This window comes from Vibrio hippocampi, from assembly GCF_921292975.1.
Lineage (GTDB): Bacteria > Pseudomonadota > Gammaproteobacteria > Enterobacterales > Vibrionaceae > Vibrio > Vibrio hippocampi.
Map to the genome: position 1 here is coordinate 525186 of NZ_CAKLCM010000003.1, position 17739 is coordinate 542924.

Sequence of the window (17739 nt, forward strand, 5' to 3'; positions counted from 1 at the left end):
TTAATGAATAATATTTTTGATTTTTTATATTGGTAACAATCGCGCTGCGAAAACCGATGTGACATTTCCCCTTATTATTCACATACGGACGGTTATATAGATCCCCGGCAGAGCGAGAAATATTTATAATCATCGTGAAACAAATTGCAATACTTTTGAGGGTGGGTTTGTATAATATTTGTACTGAAAAACAAGTAGTTAAGCAATGTTTGTGATGTATCTCATTTTTGAGGATTTAATGTAGGAAGTGCTTGAAATATTTCGAGTTTAGTGGGAGAGGGATTATATCCCACACCCTATTTATGATGTGGGATGATATTCTATATACGATAAGTGATCGATAGAATATCCTTATTTTTCCCTAAACATAAAATTGCGCCAAATAACTGGCGCTAGTCTCTCTTTAAGACAATAAATTGACTACCAAGTTAAGGCAATAAATAAATTATCAATTTAAGGAAATAAATAAACCACTAAGCCAAAGCTTAGAACCCCGATTAATACCGGCAAGCCTAATGAACGCTTCCAATACCAACACAGTGATGTGGTGACTACGCCTATTACGGTTGCAAGCCAAGTGCTGGTCGATGGGTGAGCGGGAACTAATGAAGTTCCGAACATCGCCGCAATCATAGCGGGTCCCAATACGCTGATCCACAGTGGAAGGGTGTCGTTTGTTGTGTCGTGTTGCTTTTTTTGAGCTCGTCTTCGCAGCCAAATAATCGGTAGCAAGCGCATTAAATAAGTCGCGATGGCAATAACCAACATTGCGATCCAGAGAGTTGTATTCATGACTCACCTCGTTGATGTTGAAGGTGCTTTATAACGTAGAAAAGCATGGTGCCCAACACGGCTGCTAAAGGAATCGCCAGATTAGGGAATCCATATAACTTGACGATCACGGCGATAGCGGTGGTGGTTAGGAGGCTAATCGTCCACTTGATTGAGTCGAATTTGGGTGCCAGCAACACCAAAAACAGTGCAGGGAGGGCGAAAGGCAGTATTTCTCCCAATAGCGGCCACTGTTTTACTAACTCACTGCCGACGATGACCCCAAGTGCCGTACCTAGGATCCAGCTTAGCCAAGCGATAACCGCCGCTGAGGTATACCATTGAATACGCTGAGGCTCGCTCAGTTGGGGGAAGCGCGTGAGCGCTAGGGCAAAAATTTGGTCGGTGAGTCCATGCATCAAGGGAATCCACCAACGACTCCGATTTAAATAAGGCGCGATGTTGGGACCATAAACCAAATGTCGAGCATTGACTAACAGAGTCATCACAATCACTAATAAAATGGGTGCGCCAGACGCGACCATGGCGACAAATAAGAACTGGGATGCGCCGGCATAGATTAAGCTGGAAATAACAATGGTTTCCCAAATACCAAAGCCGGATTGTAACGAAATTAAGCCAAACGAGATGGCGACAGGAATATAACCGCTCATTAGCGGGATGGCATCTTTCACCCCTAATAACCAAGCATTGCTTAGCTTTTTATCCGTTTGCTCATTTTTACTAGGTTTATTATCAGTAAACCTATTCTTATTAAACTCTGTATCGCGGCTTCCATTCTGAGTGCCTTGGCTCATACACCCTCATCCTTACTGGTGGTGCTTTCTTATAAATTGAAAGCTATCGATTTCATCTTCTTGATTTAGCCATAGTGCGCTAATTAAAACAAATATCAAGCAGATAAGTGTATCGGTTATTTTCTAGACTGGCGGGTTACGGGAGTGACCGATTACCCAATCTATGTTTGAAGTAAAACCGACAATATGACATGTCGGCTTTGTGACAATTTGCGAGTTTTATTGATTCGAAACCCCGTTAAAGCCAGTGCTATCAATAGGTTCTCTGATTCTATCCGGCTTTTTAAGTTGGAGTGCTCCTTGCAATAGTTCTTTGCAACAGCGTTATTACAATCATTACAACTACTAGGAAGCAAGGAGCGCTCATGTGGGACTATTCGGAAAAAGTAAAACAGCATTTTTTTCAACCACACAATGCCAAAGTGGTTCAAGAAGCGAATGCCGTCGGTGAAGTGGGTTCACTGAGTTGTGGCGACGCATTGAGCTTAACGTTAAAGGTGAACCCCGAAACGGAAGTAATAGAAGATGCCGGCTTTCAAACGTTTGGCTGCGGCAGTGCCATCGCTTCTTCCTCGGCGTTAACGACCTTAATTATCGGCAAAACGTTAGATCAAGCGAGTGAGTTGACCAATCAAGATATCGCCAACTATTTAGACGGCTTACCGCCAGAAAAAATGCATTGCAGCGTGATGGGCATGGAAGCCCTTGAGGCCGCCGTTGCCAATTATCGAGGCATTGAACTCGGTGAGCATCATGAAGAAGGGGAACTCATTTGTAAGTGCTACGCCATTGACGATGTGCTGATCAAAAAGGTCGTAGCAGAAAACCAACTGACCAGTTTAGAACAAGTGATCAACTACACCAAAGCGGGCGGTGCCTGTACTTCTTGTCATGAAAAAATTGAGTGGGTGTTGGAGCAGTGTGTCGCTGAGCAAGTTATTGAGCATGATGAACAAGAGTTAGCCATCATCAATCGAGTCATTGCCGAATTAAGACCCACGGTGCAGGCCGATGGCGGAGACATTCAACTGAGTGATGTTGAGCAAGATATGGTGTTTGTTGTTTTATCGGGCGCATGTTCGGGGTGCGGCATGTCTGGGATGACCTTATCTCATTTGGAAAACAGATTATCACACGCTTTAGGTCGAAGTATGACCGTATTCCCAGTTCAAGACTCTGCCGCTCACAAGGAGGTGTCAAATGGCTAACTTAAACGCTGGAAACGACAATGAGCTTGGCAAGCAAGGTCACGGTTACTCTGAAAACGGTTACCTCGACAACTGTTACCTTGACAACTGTTACCTTGACAATAACGCCACAACGAAGATTGATCCGCAAGTATTAGAAGTCATGATGCCTTACTTGACCGATTACTATGGCAATCCATCGTCTATACACCAAGTCGGTTCGCAGGTAGGTAAAGCGATTCAGCATGCACGCCGACAAGTGGCGGATCTATTGGGGGCGGAGCACGATTCAGAAATCATTTTTACTTCTTGCGCTACTGAGGCGACCAGTACCGCCATTTTATCTGCATTAGAGGCTACCCCAGAGCGTAAAGAAATCATCACTACAGAGGTGGAGCACCCGGCAACTCTTGCTCTCTGCGAATACTTGGAGCGCAAAGGCTATACCGTGCATTGGATTGGCGTTGATAAAAAGGGTCGACTCGATATGCAGGCGTATCAAGCCGCACTCAGTGACAATGTGGCGATAGTGAGTGTGATGTGGGCAAATAATGAGACGGGAACCCTGTTTCCGATTGAAAAAATTGCCAAATTTGCCAAGGCGTTTGGTATTCAGGTTCATGTTGATGCGGTGCAGGTGACCGGAAAAATTCGTTACCGTGTTGCTGACACCAGTGTCGATATGTTGTCGGTATCGGCTCATAAATTTCATGGACCGAAAGGTGTCGGTGCCCTCTATTTGCGTAGAGGCACTCGTTTTAGACCCTTAATGCGAGGCGGGCACCAAGAGCGTGGTCGACGCGCGGGCACGGAAAATGCCGCTTCGATTATTGGAATGGGGCAGGCATGTGAATTGGCGAAAGCCGCTATGGCTGAGTACTCAACAGAGATACAACGATTGCGCGACAGGTTGGAGCAAGGATTGCTCCAGCAAATCAGTCACTGTTTTGTCACCGGCGATACTCAGCACCGCGTACCGAATACCAGCAACATTGCGTTTGAGTTTATTGAAGGGGAAGCGCTTCTCTTGCTGCTCAATCAGGCGAACATTGCAACTTCATCCGGTTCTGCATGCACTTCCGGTGCTTTGGAACCTTCCCATGTGATGAAAGCGATGCAGATCCCATTAACTGCGGCACACGGCACGCTACGTTTTTCCTTATCTAAATACACCACAGAGCAAGAAGTCGATCATGTGTTACAGACGTTGCCGACCATTGTTAGCCGTTTAAGAGCGTTATCGCCGTATTGGGACAACGAGACGCAGCAACAAAAGCAAGATGCTTTTGAACCTGTTTATGGTTAAGGAGTCGCTATGCAGCCAAGTTCCGTTAACCGTAATCATTTAAATCGGACGGTGGTATTTAACGATACCACCTTAAGAGATGGTGAACAGAGTCCGGGCGTCGCTTTCACTCGAAACGAAAAACTCGAACTTGCCCAGACCCTTTGGCAATTGGGAGTCCGTGAGTTGGAGGTGGGCATTCCCGCGATGGGAAGTAGAGAGCGCGAAACTATCGCTGCCATGAGAGAAACATTGCCGGAAGCCGCACTGATGGTGTGGGCCAGAATGGTGCCGCAGGATGTGGATCTCTGTCTCGATCTTGGCATCGACTGGGTTAACATCTCGATCCCCGCTTCACAGCAGCATCGCCAACATAAATTGTCGCTTTCTATGGCGCAGTTGTTTGCTCAGTTGCGACCGTTGATTGATGCGGTTAAATCTCAGGGGCTTAAGGTCTCTTTGGGGTTGGAGGATGCTTCTCGAGCCAGTTTAGATGAGCTTCTAGTGCTGATGGAATTTGCCTCAATTCATGGGGTATCACGAGTCCGTTACGCCGACACCTTAGGGGTTTTGGACCCATTCACCACTTATAACCAGATCAGCCAATTGATTGCCAATAGTGATGTGGCGATAGAAATGCATGCCCATAACGATCTTGGCTTAGCAACGGCCAACTCCTTAGCAGCGATCAGCGCTGGCGTTGAGTCGGTGAACACCACGATTTGTGGTTTAGGTGAGCGAGCAGGTAATGCGCCGTTGGAAGAAGTCAGTGTTGCGGTTGAGGTGTTAGGCAAGGGCATCACGGGTATTGCGCTCGAACAACTCCCCAAGTTGGTTGGATTAGCAAAACAGTCCGCAGGGCTCGATTTGTCGCCGCATAAACCGATTATTGGTAAGCAGGTCTTTACGCATGAATCGGGGATCCATGTCGACGGATTACTCAAAGACTTCAATAACTACCAAGGCTTTGATCCGCATATGGTTGGCAGAGAGCATCAACTGGTACTGGGTAAACATTCGGGCACACACGCCATGTTGGCGCTGCTATCACAAATGGGCGTGGGACTGGATAAGATGCAACTGCCACAAATGCAGAACTTGCTCACCCATTGGAGTGAACGCAATAAGCGCATACCCAGTGTGCAAGATTTACAACGTTTGGTGGAGGCGATTGATGGTAGATAACGGTTTCATGTTAGATAGCGGATTGATGGGAGATGGCGGATTAAATTCAGAGAGTCATCGCTCTGCCCCAAGTCCCGATTGGCAGATAGAAATGGAAAGCTTTGTCGATTTAGAACAGTACTTCGAACTGTTTGATGTCAGCTTTGATAGTGAGGTGTTAGCCGGACGTCGCGTGGCGATTTTGGGCTGGTTTAACAAGGAGCTGAGTTGTGATGCTGAACCAGCTGTAGATTATCACCAATATCAGGCGGCGTTGCGTCGCGCGTACTGCAAGGCGATGCGAGGAGAGACTTGGCTCAAACCCGTTAACCTGTGTGGGAGTTGTCGCGACTGCGACTAGTTGATTGAGAGGGAAGGAATATGTACAAGGAAACTCGTTTTGATGTTGGTGACCAAGCCAGAGTGGTACGCACGGTTCGCAATGATGGCTCGTTTGAGCATGGTTCAAAAAAGGGTGACTGTTTAGTGGAAGCCGGCGCAGTCGGGTTTGTACGCAGTTTTGGCTACTACTTGCAAAATAAAGTGGTGTATCGGGTTTACTTTCCTGATGTCGATCGAGAGATCGGAGTGAAAAGTGAAGAACTGATTAGTGCCGAGTTGAACTGGCACCCCAATCCTTACCATTTAAAACAAGAAGTAGTGCTTGCCTCTGGCTTAGCCCACCACGGGCAGTTGATTGCTAAAAAAGGCGATGTCGTGACTATCATTCGTATTCACCGGGATATGGACTCTGGTGAGTTGAGTTATCAGGTGCAGTTTTCTGGTCGTTGGGTTTGGTTGCCATTAAAGGCGATTGCGCAGGGTGCCGAGCTTGACACGGACGTTGAGCTTGATACGGACGTTAAGTTGATGGCACAAGTCGGTTAATGGGAGGCGATCAATGAGCAATAATCAGAAACTACAACAACTTGACAGTGATCAGTCACTCGCTTATCAAAAACTCAAAGTTGCCCAACAGCAATTTGGGGTCAACCCGCAATCTCTGACGACCCAAGAGTTACAACAAGTTGATCGACTGGCGAATCACAGCTTAGCCATTCAGCAAAAAATATGTCGCTCACCAGAAGCAAGGCTGATTCATATTGATGAAGAGCAAGTGAATCAGACGATCAATAGTTTGGTCGAGCAGTGCGGAGATATCTACCAATTTCAGTTGATGCTAAATAAGCATCAAATCAGCGAATCGGCGCTGCGCTTGATCGTCAAACAAGAGTTAGTTTGTGACACGGCGTTAGAGCTCGTTAGCGGTCAAATTCCGCCACTGGCAGAGCAAGATGCGCTGGACTACTACCATAAGCATCTTGATAAATTCAGTCGTAAACGAACTTGGAAGGTGAGTCAGATCCTGATCACTATTAACAACGACTTTGCTGAAAATCGTGCCGGCGAAGCCAAGAAGCGAATCGAACAAGTCTATCAGCAAGCTAACGCCGATAATTTCCCCCAGTTAGCGCTGAAATACTCGGAGTGCCCAAGTGCCGTTGAGGGCGGACAGTTGGGTTGGTGCGAGCAAGGCAAATTGTTTAATGAGATAGAATCGGTGTTGCAGTGGCTACCCAAAGGTGTGGTTAGTGCGCCTATCCAAACAGAAGTGGGTTATCACATCGTAGTGTGTCACGAAGAAAAACCCGAGCAGGTCGCGACGTTTGAGCAAGCGTATCCATCAATAGAAGAATTGCATAGTAAGCGAGCAAAAACCTTTCTGCAAAAGGCATGGATTGCTGAATTAAAATAGGATGGAATCGGTATGTTTCTACGATGGGCTAAATGGCTATTGTTTTCAACGGTAATGCCTTCAGCGGTAATGTCGTCTTCAGTAATGTTGTCTGCGTTAACGCTGTCTGCGGTGATATTAATACCTCAAGGCGCTGTCGCAAGTGAAAGTCATCACCTCACAGTCGCGGTGGCGAACAACTTTTATCGCCCGATGCAAGCACTTGCGCAACGTTACCAGCAACAAACGGGCGTCAAGGTGCAGTTGTCCACAGGCAGTAGTGGGCAGCTGGCAACACAGATTGAACAAGGCGCACCGTTTGATGTTTTCTTCTCGGCAGACCAAACTCGACCGAAAAGATTAGAGCAGCTGGGTTTAGTGGACAGTCGTGTCACTTATGCGCAAGGCAAGCTGGTACTCTGGACTCGTGACGCCTCATGGACACCAAGCAGTGACGGACATTTATCGTCAATGTTACACGGACGAATCGCGCTAGCCGAGCCCAGTGTTGCGCCTTACGGCAAGGCAGCGATGGAGTGTTTAAACAATCAAGATTTACTCGAAACATTTAACAAGCAGTTGGTCTATGGCAAGGGACTAAATGCCACGTTTCAGTTTGCTGAGACAGGCAATGCACAGTTCGCTTTTTTGTCTTTATCACAGGTTAAAAATCAAGCATTAGGTCGCTACTGGCTGATTCCCCAATCTCTCTATTCACCTATCAACCAACAAGCCGCGGTGATTACACATCGCCCAAACCATGCAGAAGCCAAGGCATTTTTATTGTTTGTGACTTCTCAGGCGGTGCAACCGTTGTTAGAGAGCTATGGCTATGGCTTAAATCATGATGAATTAGCGAAATCATGATGAATTAGTTTAATCGTAATGGAGTCACTATGGATGGAACCGTCGTTTGGCTAACACTTCAGCTTGCCTGTGTGGTGACGGGTTTTTTATTGCTGATCGCAGTGCCTTTAGCTTGGTGGCTATCGCAGACGCATTCACCATGGCGCAATATCATTGCGACACTGACCACGATGCCGATGGTGCTGCCTCCGACTGTGCTGGGCTTCTATCTGCTCGTGGGATTAAGTCCCAGTGGTTGGTTGGGTCAAGGATTGCTTCACCTTGGAATAGGACCGCTACCGTTTAGTTTTGCCGGTATTGCCATTGCCTGCATTATTCACTCGCTTCCTTTTGTGGTGCAGCCCTTGCGCAGTGGCTTTGAGGCGCTGGGGCACGGGGCATTTGAAGCCGCAGCTACTTTGGGTGCTTCGCCTTTGCGAGTGTTTACTCATGTCGCGATTCCACTTGCGTGGCCGCATATTTTCTCTGCCGCCATCATGGGCTTTTGTCATACGTTAGGGGAGTTCGGCATTGTCTTGATGATTGGCGGCAATATACCGGGTTCAACTCGAGTTATGTCGGTCGAGATTTATAATCTGGTCGAGTCGATGCAGTACCAAGAAGCGCATTATCTTGCAGGTATGCTGATGGCGTTTTCGTTTATTGCTTTGATGTTGGCGTTTGGTCTGAATCAATACGCGCAGCGCCATAAGGAACCAAGATGTTAGATGTTCAGCTTAACGCGCACTTTCCTGACTTCAAACTGGCGATAGATGTCAATATCCCCACATCGGGTGTCACCGCTTTGTTTGGTGCTTCCGGCAGCGGTAAGACGACGACCCTGAGAGCCATTGCGGGATTGACTCAGCTGACGAATAGCTGTGTTCGTTTTAATGGCGAGATCTGGCAGTCGAATCGTACTCAAAAAAAACACAGTCAAAAAACGCCCACTCAAAGAATAGACAGTCGCGATTATCTCCCCACGCATCAGCGGCAAATCGGCTATGTGTTTCAACAGCCGAATTTGTTTCCTCACCTGAATGTACAAGGCAATCTTGCGTTTGGTTGTCCATCCTTTAAACAGACAAAAACGCAACGACAGCTAGATGACTTGGTTGAGATGTTAGATATTGGACATTTACTCAAGCGTCGTGTCCAGCAACTCTCCGGGGGAGAGCAGCAGCGTGTTGCCATTGCGCGAACTCTGTTGACTAACCCAAGGCTGTTATTGATGGATGAACCGTTATCGGCACTGGATCAAAAGCGCAAAAATGAGGTGCTACCTTATCTACAAAGGTTAACTCAAGAGTTGGCGACGCCAATAATCTATGTCACCCATTCATTAAATGAAGTCGTGAAGCTTGCCCACAATATTGTGCTATTTGAGCAAGGTAGGGTGAATTATAGCGGTAGTATCGCTGAAGCTTGGCCTCGTTTGCAGAACATAAATGGCAGTGAAGAACCCAGTGCTGTGCTTGAATTATCTTTAGTCGAACACTGCCATGATGGTTTAACGTTATTGCAAAGCCAGAGTGTCGAGTTATTGCATGGGCAAATTGAGCAAACTGTTGGCAGCCGAGTTCGATGTCAAATTATGGCGTCTGATGTCAGTATTAGCCTGAGTCACCGTGATCAGTCATCTATTCTCAACCGTTTGCCCGCGACAATCGTTCAACTCTGTCCATCAGCAAAACTTGGTGAAGTGTTGGTATCGCTGCGACTTGAAGACAATCAGCGTATTTACGCTTTGCTAACCCAGCGTTCTTGTGACTTTTTACAATTGATGAACAATATGCAGGTTTGGATACAAATAAAAACCTTGGCAATTGTATGACTTATTCTTTGGTGATAAATTGCAATACAGATAGTGATGAAAGTTTGATTTCAAAACGATATTTTGTTGATTTTTCGATGAAAGCTCCTTTTGTTATAAATTGTTTGTTACAATTTCCGCAACTTGGGGAAGTTAATTATCAATAGAGTTATGGAACGACGATTGTTATCAAAGCAACAGTATTTGGATATTTTGGAGCAGATGCCTGCCCATGTTTTTATTTTTTCTGAGCAAGGTGTCTATCTGGATATCTTTGGTGGGGTAGACAATAATATTGATTCGGACTTTAAGCAGTATATCGGAAAAAATATTAATGATATTTTCCCACAAGACTTAGCGCAATTATTCCTTGGTTACATCAGCCAAACGTTGGATGCCAATGCGACACAAGTTGTTAAATATCACTTCAGTCCGGAACATTTGAAGGTCTTACCTACTTTTATTTTTGGTCAAGTTGAATTGTGGATAGAAGGAATCATCAAGCCCTATGTGATGGAAGATGGACAACGAGTGGTGATTTGGACTGCACGTAATGTTACCGAAAAACATAGTTTAGAAGAAAAACTTCGTCAACTGTCTGAGACCGATGTATTAACACAAGTGTTCAACCGTCGAGCTTTTATGGATCGCTTGTTTTCGTGTATTGAGCGCTTTGAACATACCGAACAAAATACGTCATTCTTAATGATGGATATTGATTACTTTAAGCGAATTAATGACAGCCTCGGTCATCAGTTGGGTGATGTGGTTATTAAGCATGTCACAGAAGTTATTACTCGTGAATTAAGAGAATCCGATATTATTGGGCGTATTGGTGGTGAAGAGTTCGGAATTATTCTCCCAAATACTAATATTAGTGATGCCGAGGACATTGCCGAGCGATTAAGGTATCAAATCCAAAACACGCCTTGTTTCGTTGATGATAGAAATATATCTGTGACGGTGAGCATCGGTGTATCGAAACTCGCGTCAGGGGAAGATGAGTGTAAGTATGTATTGACTCGTTCTGACCGTGCTATGTACTACTCCAAAAACAGTGGTCGTAATTGTGTGACCGTCTATTGTGAAGCACTGTGCCAAGAATTATTTTCTTAAACGGATTAGCTTTACCTCAGTACAAATATACCTCAGTACAAATTTACTCAAGCACAAAAATAGCCAGCGGTTTATTCTGCAAAGCACTGTTTAAAACTGCTGCATTGTAAACAGTTTGGTGCTTTGCAGACATAGTCGCCTTCTTGGTCACAAAGCTGTTTATAGAAGAAACGTTTCCAGCGCATATTGAGATTGTTTTTGGCAAACAATTTGGGGAAATAGAGCGCAATGATATTACTTAACGTTGCTCTGTCCGGTAGCGCGAGTGTTTCCCAAAGATGGTTGGGAGCCACACAGCCGGTCGCCAATACTTTCGCCATTTCATGCCCCAGTGGCACTTGTCCATCAAGATGAGCGAGCAATAAGCAGAATAAGTCGTCTCGCTCTTCCTCTCTGCTATATAGCAGGTCAGTAAATATATCTTGGGTCAGTCTTTGTTTCATTTGTTGAATAAGCGGCGCGGGTTGGCGGTCGTTAGCGATAAATCGCAGACGCAGGCGCTCATAGTTGTCTTTCGACAGTCCCATCGAATGGGGCAGTCGAGCCCGACCACAAACAAAGCCCTCAAGTAATAGCTGCCAATAATACTGTTCGTGATAGTGATTGGTGCTCTCTTCCTCAAAAGCTTTGAGTGACTTATCTAGTTCTCGGTTCACTAACATGCTGTCAAACTCCCTGCTGGGTTGGCAGGAATACCATCACGGGTAATGGCTTCCTCAATCGGGCAAATAGAGACACATTGTGAATGTTCAAACTGCCCAATACAGTCATTGCATCGCTTTTGGTGAATCGCAAATTTTGGGCTACTTTCGCCAGTTTTGTAGATCGCTTTGTTAGGACAAACCAAATAGCAGGCGTGGCAACCAGTGCATTGTTGATTAATGGTCAGTGTCATGTCGTGCTCCTCTCTGGTTAAGCCAACTGTTGCTGAGTCGTTAAACGGTTATCGACCTGTTTAGCTTGTGATTTCGCAATACACAGTTTCGCAATACACAGTAGCGATAATGCCTCACGAATCGACATAAACGCGAAGTCCACATTGGGGGCAATACCGTGCTGCTTCAATTCCTCCCACGGACCCAGACCGATGCGGCTTGAGAGAACTTCTTTACAATCCATCAGAGCGTCAAGCGGTAAAGGTTGGTCGCATTCAGACTGACCATTGCAATAAGGCGTTACATGACGAGTTTCGACAAATCGTGCCTCGTTTTCGGTTAGCTGATAAATATCAAATTGTGTCGCGTGACCAAAATGACAATCAATAACATCCCCTTGTTTGCTGGCGACTGCCACAAGGTATTTATCTTCGGTCGATTGATTGGTGCTACAGGCGGTATCAAGCGTGCCAACGGCATCGGCGCGACACTGCTGACAGTGCGTCATCTGTGGCACATGCATAACAGATTGGCTTCGTGCTTGAGCAATTTCCTCTTCGGTCGGGGCAGGGTGATGATTTAGACCAAAATAGGTGCCGTGCTCGGGGGCAGAGATTAAAGGCATGATGTTATGTAGCATAGCGCCGGCGTGCTTGAGTTGCTCCGATAATGCCTCAATGCCCTCTTGGTTGATATTGGGGATCAGCACGGTATTCACTTTGACCAACATGCCTGATTCAGCTGCCTTTTTGAGTCCTTTCAGTTGTTGCTCGATTAACAACTCCGCGGCTTCTTCTCCATGCCAACGGCGATGGTTCCAAAAGATCCAAGGGTAAATTTTTGCGGCGATTTTAGGGTCGGTGGTATTGATCGTTACCGTGAGGTGATCAACCCCCAACGCGGCTAATCGGTCAACGTGTCGATACAGATCAAGCCCATTGGTGGAGATACATAACTTAACATCCGGACTCGCTTGGTGAATCAACTCTAAGGTTTTAAAGGTGTAATCTGGGTTGGCTAACGCATCACCGGGTCCGGCAATGCCAACCACGGTGAGGTTTGGCATCCGCTGCTTGATTGCATGGAAGCGCGCCAGTGCTTCGACCGGACTGAGTAGGTTAGAAACCACGCCAGGTCTTGACTCATTACTGCAATCGTATTTTCGATTACAGTAATTACACTGAATATTACACGCCGGAGCGACGGGTAAGTGGATGCGCGCATAGTTGCCAGCAGATTTAGAATAGCAGGGGTGCTCCGCGATACGACTCTGTATCGATTTATCAAAAAAATGCACCACTGAATGATTATCGGGTTGGTTTGACAAATTTGTCATTGACACTCCTTGTCAATTTATCAGGTATTAGCGATTAACTTGCAAAGCATGTGCCTAGCTTGGTTGATTTTATTTATATTATTTTCAATAAGTTATAGTTAGGTTTGTTCGGTGTGAGTAAAGAATGTTCATAAGCGAACAAAAAAGGATGTCGTAAAACTGACGACATCCTTTTTAAGTGCGTGGGAGTAAAGACTAGATCTGTTTCATCTCAATATTCATGGTCTTAATTCGATAAGCGATCTGTCTTGGCGTCATATTTAAGATCCGCGCGGCTTTCGCTTTTACCCAACCAGATTGTTCTAGGGCGTTAATGACGCGGCTTCTTTCATTGCTGTCATATTCAAGGTTAATCCCTCCATAACCAGAATTCGCCGCACGTTCGCCGCCGTGTAGGGGTGAAGTTGGCATAGAACCTGTCGGCATAGAACCAGTCGGCATAGAACCAGCAGGCATCGAAGTCGGCATAGAAGCGGGCATGGAAGGCGGCGAATAACTGGCAGGAGGCGGGGTTTGCACACTGCGCTGCAAGGCGGCAAAGTCTCGTGTCGGGTTAAATCGGATTAGCTTTTCGGTAATCATACCTTCACCACTTAGCACCGCTGCACGCTCGATGGTGTTTTCAAGCTCCCTGACGTTACCGGGCCAGTGATAGCTCATCAAATGGCTCATGGCTTCATCGCTGATGGAAAGCTTACGGCTCTGTATTCCTGAGAGTTTATCTAAAATTGAACTGGCCAGTTGTGGTATATCTTCCAATCGATCTCTGAGTGGTGGAAGGTTAATTGGCATCACGTTTAAGCGATAGTAAATATCCTCTCGAAAGTTGCCAGCCAGTACTTCTTCTTCCAGACATCGGTTGGTGGCGGCGATAATGCGCACATCAACGGTGATGGGTTCTGTCCCTCCGACACGGTCGAAGGTTTTTTCTTGTAGCACTCGTAACAGTTTGGTTTGGAAAGCAGGACTGGTTTCGCCGATTTCATCCAAAAAGATGGTGCCGCCATGGGCGAGCTCAAAGCGTCCTTTCTTCTGCTTTACTGCGCCAGTAAATGCGCCTTTTTCATGTCCAAAAAGCTCCGATTCCAATAAGTTATCTGGCAGTGCGGCACAGTTAAGCTTCACAAATGGAAAATTAGCGCGGGGCGAGTTGTAATGGATGGCATTGGCGATCAACTCTTTACCTGTCCCTGATTCCCCACGAACTAAAATGGTCGAATCCCAGCGAGAAACCAGACGCACTTGGTCGAAAATTTCTCGCATCACTTCAGTATGACCCACCATAGATTGGACGCCATAGTCTTTGCGTAGTTTACGTCGTAATCCATCGCGTTCATTGACGATATGTTTCTGTTTGATCGCGACGTTATGACCCAGTTGAATATTGACGGTGAGTAGGTTGGCGATCATTTCAAGAAAGCTGTGCAACTGACGAATGTCTTGTTCCAATTTGGTGTTGGGCTGGGCGCAAATGACGCCAATAACTTGCTTATTGACGCTCTTAAGAGGCACGCAAATAAAGGGTTTACCGTAATCGTAAATAGCAAGCTTATCGACAAAGCGGTTATCACTGCCAAGGTTCATCAACACAATGGAGCCGCCATGCTTCATCACGGTGCCAATTAAACCTTCGCCCTGTTTATAGCTGATGTTTTTGTTGTTTGCGGTTGCGTCAAGTGACGGCGCATGAACGGTTTCAACCAGCATGATGTTTTTTTCTCGATCCAACACCGATAGCATGCCACCAAAAAGGGCGCATTCATCGTGTAATATCTTCAGCACTTCAGGCAGCGTCTTTTTATAGTCAAGGCTTTGGTTTAGGTGGGTGCAGATTTTATAGAGAGTTTGTAACAATCCCTCACTGCTCAATGACATGGTCTGGCTCATTGTTCAACCCCCCAAAGATTAACGGGCAGGATCAGACTTAGTTTAGCGCCACCTAGGTTGTCGCTGGTGTCGATATTGATGATGCCTTGATGGTCATTGACGACTTGTTGCACGATGGCAAGTCCCATGCCTCGGCAATCGCTGTGACAGGGTGATTTGCTGGAATAAAACGGCTCAAACACCTTGTTATGCAGATCAGTCGAAATGCCGTTGCCACTGTCTTCGATAGTGATAAACAACTCTTGCTCATAGTAATCGGAGCGCAAGATCAGTCCTCGGTCTCTGGGCTTAGACAATACGATGGATTCAATGGCATTGTCGATCAATTGCACCAGCGCCAAACGTAGTCGCTCAGGCATGGCATTGATGGTTGGCAAGCAAGGTGAAAGTTGTAACTCACACTCGATATACTCGTGCAACAATCTTGATGAACTGATGGAACAGGCGTCGCTGATCACTTGGTTGACGTTGGTTGCCTGCATACTTTCAGGGGCGCGTTCGGGGATCGCGTTTTGAATGAATTTAAGTGCATCAAAACCTTCGGTAACGGCATCTTTCATCATCGATAAACCCGCACAGGCGTGATTACGGCTGCGTAATATATTGACGGCAGAATCAATCATGTTCAATGGCGCTTGCAGTTGATGTATGGTCGCCATCAAGACTTCTTGCATACTGTGGACATGTTTACTTTCGTACGCCACCAGTTTTAGCGCGTCGATACGCTTTTGTTCCATCAGGCGCTTTTCGCGCGTGCGTTCATTGATAACGACCACGAGATATTGCTGTATCTGGGGATGGAAAAAGGTATCGTTGCTGCCTGCTTGCCACTGCACGGGTTCTAAACTGTATTCAAAATGGCGCAGTTCACCTCTAAAGAAAACCTCAATCTCCCGTTTAAATAAGCGGTCCAACCTGCCGCCTTGTTGACGGATATCAATCAATAACTGCGGATAGAGATAGTCCTGAAAATAGTCCTCGCCGATGGTCTGTTTCATGCCTTTGTTGGTAAAAGCAATCTTTTGGTTGGCATCTAAAATGACGCTGGATATTGAGGCAAGATTTAATACTGACTCAAATAAAGATTGATGGTTTCGACTCGATTGTTGCAGTGAAAACTGTTCAGAAACATCTCTATGTATGGCGTGATACCTTTGATTTTGTCCATCAAATTCCGGTGTGATGGACAGTTCAGTGATATATAACTCGCCACTTTTCTTTCGATTGACCAGATGTCCTCGCCAACTGTACCCCTGAGAAATGGTGTCCCACAACTCTTGATATATAGCTCTCGGAGTAAACTGGTTGGAAAACAAAGAGCAATTTTTCCCCACGAGCTCTTTTTCGTTGTATCCGGTTAATGTCTGTAGTTGATGGTTCGCATACAGAATTTCTCCCCGGCTATCGGTCAATAGATAGGCCTCGGTATGCATTAATTTTTGTGACGGTAAGCCTAATTCTTGGTACTTATTGGCTTCAGTTGTTCTCGGTTCCATAAGAACTCCTATCTCATACACCTTCCTGGTTTATGAACAACTAAGCATAAAATGTTCCGAGTTGGCATAAGTAGCACAACCTTGGCCTGTTAAGTGCTTTGCTGTTGATCGAGATTAAATTTGACCAACAAAATCGTCCACGTTTGTCGGGAAGCAGACAATTTGTTATCCGAAATCTCGCTTTAGATGCCCGAGAAAAGGTCGATTTGCCTTGTAATAGGGCGCTTACAGCCAGTTTCGACCCTTGGCATTATTTCTGCAACTTGTCACTTCGTATCATCACGGGAGAGACGATTATGGATGAGTGGACAGTGTTTCTTAGTGCAGCCTTTGTGAATAACGTCGTGTTGGCGAAGTTTTTGGGTCTGTGTCCTTTTATGGGGGTGTCGAAAAACATCGACAGCGCTTTAGGTATGGGATTAGCCACGACGTTTGTTATTACGGTGGCGGCACTGGCGGCATGGTTATTAGAGCGATTTGTCCTACTTCCGCTCGATTTACAGGTACTCAGAACCCTGTCATTTATTGTTGTCATTGCGTCGGTAGTGCAAGTGACCGAGCTATATATTCAAAAAAATAGCCCGACCTTGTATCAATCTCTGGGTGTGTTCCTACCGTTAATTACCACCAACTGTGCCGTGTTTGGCGTTGCGCTATTAGTGGTTCAGCAACAGCTCTCTTTTCTTACTACCGTGATGTTCAGTTTAGGAAGTGCATTGGGGTTCACCGCGGTTATTGTCATTTTTTCTGGAATGCGTATTCAACTGTCGTTAAGTCGTGTCCCTCAGAGTTTAGCGGGCAATCCCATCGCCTTTATCACCGCCGGATTACTGTCGATGGCGTTTATGGGTTTTGCAGGAATGGCATAGGAAGGGATAACAATGGCGATGATGATGTTTGCGCTAATGGGCGCGTTATTAGGACTTGGATTGGGATTGGCGGCTCGACGATTCTATGTCGCCTCAAATCCCATTGTGGATGATATTGAGTCGATTATGCCCGGCGGTCAATGTGGTCAATGCGGTAAGGCAGGATGCCGACAAGCCGCTGAGGCTATGGTTAGTGGTGAGCTAAATATTACCGATTGTCCACCCGGTGGCAGTGCGCTGGCGGCGGAAATTGGCAAGTTACTCGGGGTATCGTTGAGTGAGCAAGGGGAAAGTCAGCCGATGCTCGCCAGCATTGATGAGTCGCAGTGCAGCGGTTGTACACGCTGTTATAAGGCATGCCCGTTTGATGCCATCGTCGGCGCGACGAAGCAGATGCATACCGTGGTCAGCGATGTCTGTACCGGATGCCAACTGTGTGTCTCGGTGTGTCCTCAATCCTGCGTCTCGGTTGATATTGCCCCGATTGACACATTGAGCTGGCACTGGCCGAAACCCAATATGACGTTAAGTTAAGGAAAGA

At 46.2% G+C, this 17739-nt stretch carries 19 protein-coding genes; 12 read left to right on the plus strand and 7 right to left on the minus strand.

Annotated elements, in window-relative coordinates; genetic code table 11:
* Positions 1-453: 453 nt before the first annotated feature.
* The gene (locus L9Q39_RS15470; RefSeq protein ID WP_237486002.1) at positions 454-792 is read right to left on the minus strand and encodes an AzlD domain-containing protein; all 339 of its coding nucleotides are present in this window, start codon (positions 790-792) and stop codon (positions 454-456) included.
* A complete protein-coding gene (locus tag L9Q39_RS15475) occupies positions 789-1589 on the minus strand; it encodes an AzlC family ABC transporter permease (RefSeq protein WP_237486003.1) in 801 nt (266 codons plus the stop codon). The genes L9Q39_RS15470 and L9Q39_RS15475 overlap by 4 nt, the downstream gene beginning before the upstream one ends.
* A 365-nt stretch (positions 1590-1954) precedes the next feature.
* Here L9Q39_RS15475 and nifU point away from each other — a divergent pair, with 365 nt between their 5' ends.
* The 10 genes from nifU to L9Q39_RS15525 all read left to right on the plus strand — a co-directional run bounded on the left by nifU (position 1955) and on the right by L9Q39_RS15525 (position 10735).
* Positions 1955-2797, plus strand: a complete 843-nt coding sequence (nifU, locus tag L9Q39_RS15480) for a Fe-S cluster assembly protein NifU (protein WP_237486004.1) — start codon at positions 1955-1957, stop codon at positions 2795-2797.
* Positions 2790-4082, plus strand: coding sequence for a cysteine desulfurase NifS (gene nifS, locus L9Q39_RS15485; RefSeq protein WP_237486005.1), 1293 nt, complete (start codon positions 2790-2792; stop codon positions 4080-4082). The genes nifU and nifS overlap by 8 nt, the downstream gene beginning before the upstream one ends.
* 9 nt (positions 4083-4091) lie before the next feature.
* Positions 4092-5246 (plus strand): homocitrate synthase, encoded by a 1155-nt coding sequence (gene nifV / locus L9Q39_RS15490; protein ID WP_237486006.1) that lies wholly within the window; start codon positions 4092-4094, stop codon positions 5244-5246.
* On the plus strand, positions 5236-5586 hold the full coding sequence (locus L9Q39_RS15495) for a nitrogenase-stabilizing/protective protein NifW (RefSeq protein WP_237486007.1): 351 nt from the start codon (positions 5236-5238) through the stop codon (positions 5584-5586). The genes nifV and L9Q39_RS15495 overlap by 11 nt, the downstream gene beginning before the upstream one ends.
* A gap of 20 nt (positions 5587-5606) precedes the next feature.
* Positions 5607-6113, plus strand: coding sequence for a nitrogen fixation protein NifZ (locus tag L9Q39_RS15500; RefSeq protein WP_237486008.1), 507 nt, complete (start codon positions 5607-5609; stop codon positions 6111-6113).
* A gap of 13 nt (positions 6114-6126) precedes the next feature.
* The gene (locus L9Q39_RS15505) at positions 6127-6981 is read left to right on the plus strand and encodes a peptidylprolyl isomerase (RefSeq protein WP_237486009.1); all 855 of its coding nucleotides are present in this window, start codon (positions 6127-6129) and stop codon (positions 6979-6981) included.
* A gap of 12 nt (positions 6982-6993) precedes the next feature.
* Complete coding sequence (gene modA, locus L9Q39_RS15510; RefSeq protein WP_237486010.1) at positions 6994-7827, plus strand: molybdate ABC transporter substrate-binding protein; 834 nt, start codon at positions 6994-6996, stop codon at positions 7825-7827.
* Between the two features lie 29 nt (positions 7828-7856).
* Positions 7857-8534 (plus strand): molybdate ABC transporter permease subunit, encoded by a 678-nt coding sequence (modB, locus tag L9Q39_RS15515; RefSeq protein WP_237486011.1) that lies wholly within the window; start codon positions 7857-7859, stop codon positions 8532-8534.
* Complete coding sequence (gene modC, locus L9Q39_RS15520; RefSeq protein ID WP_237486012.1) at positions 8528-9640, plus strand: molybdenum ABC transporter ATP-binding protein; 1113 nt, start codon at positions 8528-8530, stop codon at positions 9638-9640. The genes modB and modC overlap by 7 nt, the downstream gene beginning before the upstream one ends.
* 162 nt (positions 9641-9802) lie before the next feature.
* Positions 9803-10735 (plus strand): GGDEF domain-containing protein, encoded by a 933-nt coding sequence (locus L9Q39_RS15525; protein WP_237486013.1) that lies wholly within the window; start codon positions 9803-9805, stop codon positions 10733-10735.
* 71 nt (positions 10736-10806) lie between these two features.
* Here L9Q39_RS15525 and L9Q39_RS15530 read toward each other — a convergent pair whose 3' ends face one another.
* The 5 genes from L9Q39_RS15530 to nifL all read right to left on the minus strand — a co-directional run bounded on the left by L9Q39_RS15530 (position 10807) and on the right by nifL (position 16329).
* Positions 10807-11397, minus strand: coding sequence for a nitrogen fixation protein NifQ (locus L9Q39_RS15530; RefSeq protein ID WP_237486014.1), 591 nt, complete (start codon positions 11395-11397; stop codon positions 10807-10809).
* Positions 11391-11630, minus strand: coding sequence for a 4Fe-4S dicluster domain-containing protein (locus L9Q39_RS15535; protein WP_237486015.1), 240 nt, complete (start codon positions 11628-11630; stop codon positions 11391-11393). Before L9Q39_RS15535 ends, L9Q39_RS15530 begins: the two co-directional genes overlap by 7 nt.
* A 17-nt stretch (positions 11631-11647) precedes the next feature.
* Positions 11648-12946, minus strand: a complete 1299-nt coding sequence (gene nifB, locus L9Q39_RS15540) for a nitrogenase cofactor biosynthesis protein NifB (protein ID WP_237486016.1) — start codon at positions 12944-12946, stop codon at positions 11648-11650.
* A 195-nt stretch (positions 12947-13141) separates the two neighbouring features.
* Positions 13142-14833 (minus strand): nif-specific transcriptional activator NifA, encoded by a 1692-nt coding sequence (nifA, locus tag L9Q39_RS15545; RefSeq protein ID WP_237486017.1) that lies wholly within the window; start codon positions 14831-14833, stop codon positions 13142-13144.
* Complete coding sequence (gene nifL, locus L9Q39_RS15550; RefSeq protein ID WP_237486018.1) at positions 14830-16329, minus strand: nitrogen fixation negative regulator NifL; 1500 nt, start codon at positions 16327-16329, stop codon at positions 14830-14832. Before nifL ends, nifA begins: the two co-directional genes overlap by 4 nt.
* A gap of 296 nt (positions 16330-16625) precedes the next feature.
* On the opposite strand from nifL, the gene rsxA reads away from it, so the two are divergent.
* Together rsxA and L9Q39_RS15560 are read left to right on the plus strand one after the other, a co-directional pair.
* Positions 16626-17198 (plus strand): electron transport complex subunit RsxA, encoded by a 573-nt coding sequence (rsxA, locus tag L9Q39_RS15555; RefSeq protein ID WP_237487038.1) that lies wholly within the window; start codon positions 16626-16628, stop codon positions 17196-17198.
* 12 nt (positions 17199-17210) lie between these two features.
* Positions 17211-17732: an RnfABCDGE type electron transport complex subunit B gene (locus L9Q39_RS15560; protein WP_237486019.1), complete on the plus strand. Its 522-nt coding sequence runs from the start codon at positions 17211-17213 to the stop codon at positions 17730-17732.
* Positions 17733-17739 lie beyond the last annotated feature (7 nt).

Bases quoted from the DNA above. Each gene is read 5' to 3' on its own strand.
- L9Q39_RS15470 (WP_237486002.1), bottom strand. From the start codon at position 792: ATGAATACAACTCTCTGGATCGCAATGTTGGTTATTGCCATCGCGACT.
- L9Q39_RS15475 (WP_237486003.1), bottom strand. From the start codon at position 1,589: ATGAGCCAAGGCACTCAGAATGGAAGCCGCGATACAGAGTTTAATAAG.
- nifU (WP_237486004.1), top strand. From the start codon at position 1,955: ATGTGGGACTATTCGGAAAAAGTAAAACAGCATTTTTTTCAACCACAC.
- nifS (WP_237486005.1), top strand. From the start codon at position 2,790: ATGGCTAACTTAAACGCTGGAAACGACAATGAGCTTGGCAAGCAAGGT.
- nifV (WP_237486006.1), top strand. From the start codon at position 4,092: ATGCAGCCAAGTTCCGTTAACCGTAATCATTTAAATCGGACGGTGGTA.
- L9Q39_RS15495 (WP_237486007.1), top strand. From the start codon at position 5,236: ATGGTAGATAACGGTTTCATGTTAGATAGCGGATTGATGGGAGATGGC.
- L9Q39_RS15500 (WP_237486008.1), top strand. From the start codon at position 5,607: ATGTACAAGGAAACTCGTTTTGATGTTGGTGACCAAGCCAGAGTGGTA.
- L9Q39_RS15505 (WP_237486009.1), top strand. From the start codon at position 6,127: ATGAGCAATAATCAGAAACTACAACAACTTGACAGTGATCAGTCACTC.
- modA (WP_237486010.1), top strand. From the start codon at position 6,994: ATGTTTCTACGATGGGCTAAATGGCTATTGTTTTCAACGGTAATGCCT.
- modB (WP_237486011.1), top strand. From the start codon at position 7,857: ATGGATGGAACCGTCGTTTGGCTAACACTTCAGCTTGCCTGTGTGGTG.
- modC (WP_237486012.1), top strand. From the start codon at position 8,528: ATGTTAGATGTTCAGCTTAACGCGCACTTTCCTGACTTCAAACTGGCG.
- L9Q39_RS15530 (WP_237486014.1), bottom strand. From the start codon at position 11,397: ATGTTAGTGAACCGAGAACTAGATAAGTCACTCAAAGCTTTTGAGGAA.
- L9Q39_RS15535 (WP_237486015.1), bottom strand. From the start codon at position 11,630: ATGACACTGACCATTAATCAACAATGCACTGGTTGCCACGCCTGCTAT.
- nifB (WP_237486016.1), bottom strand. From the start codon at position 12,946: ATGACAAATTTGTCAAACCAACCCGATAATCATTCAGTGGTGCATTTT.
- nifA (WP_237486017.1), bottom strand. From the start codon at position 14,833: ATGAGCCAGACCATGTCATTGAGCAGTGAGGGATTGTTACAAACTCTC.
- nifL (WP_237486018.1), bottom strand. From the start codon at position 16,329: ATGGAACCGAGAACAACTGAAGCCAATAAGTACCAAGAATTAGGCTTA.
- rsxA (WP_237487038.1), top strand. From the start codon at position 16,626: ATGGATGAGTGGACAGTGTTTCTTAGTGCAGCCTTTGTGAATAACGTC.
- L9Q39_RS15560 (WP_237486019.1), top strand. From the start codon at position 17,211: ATGGCGATGATGATGTTTGCGCTAATGGGCGCGTTATTAGGACTTGGA.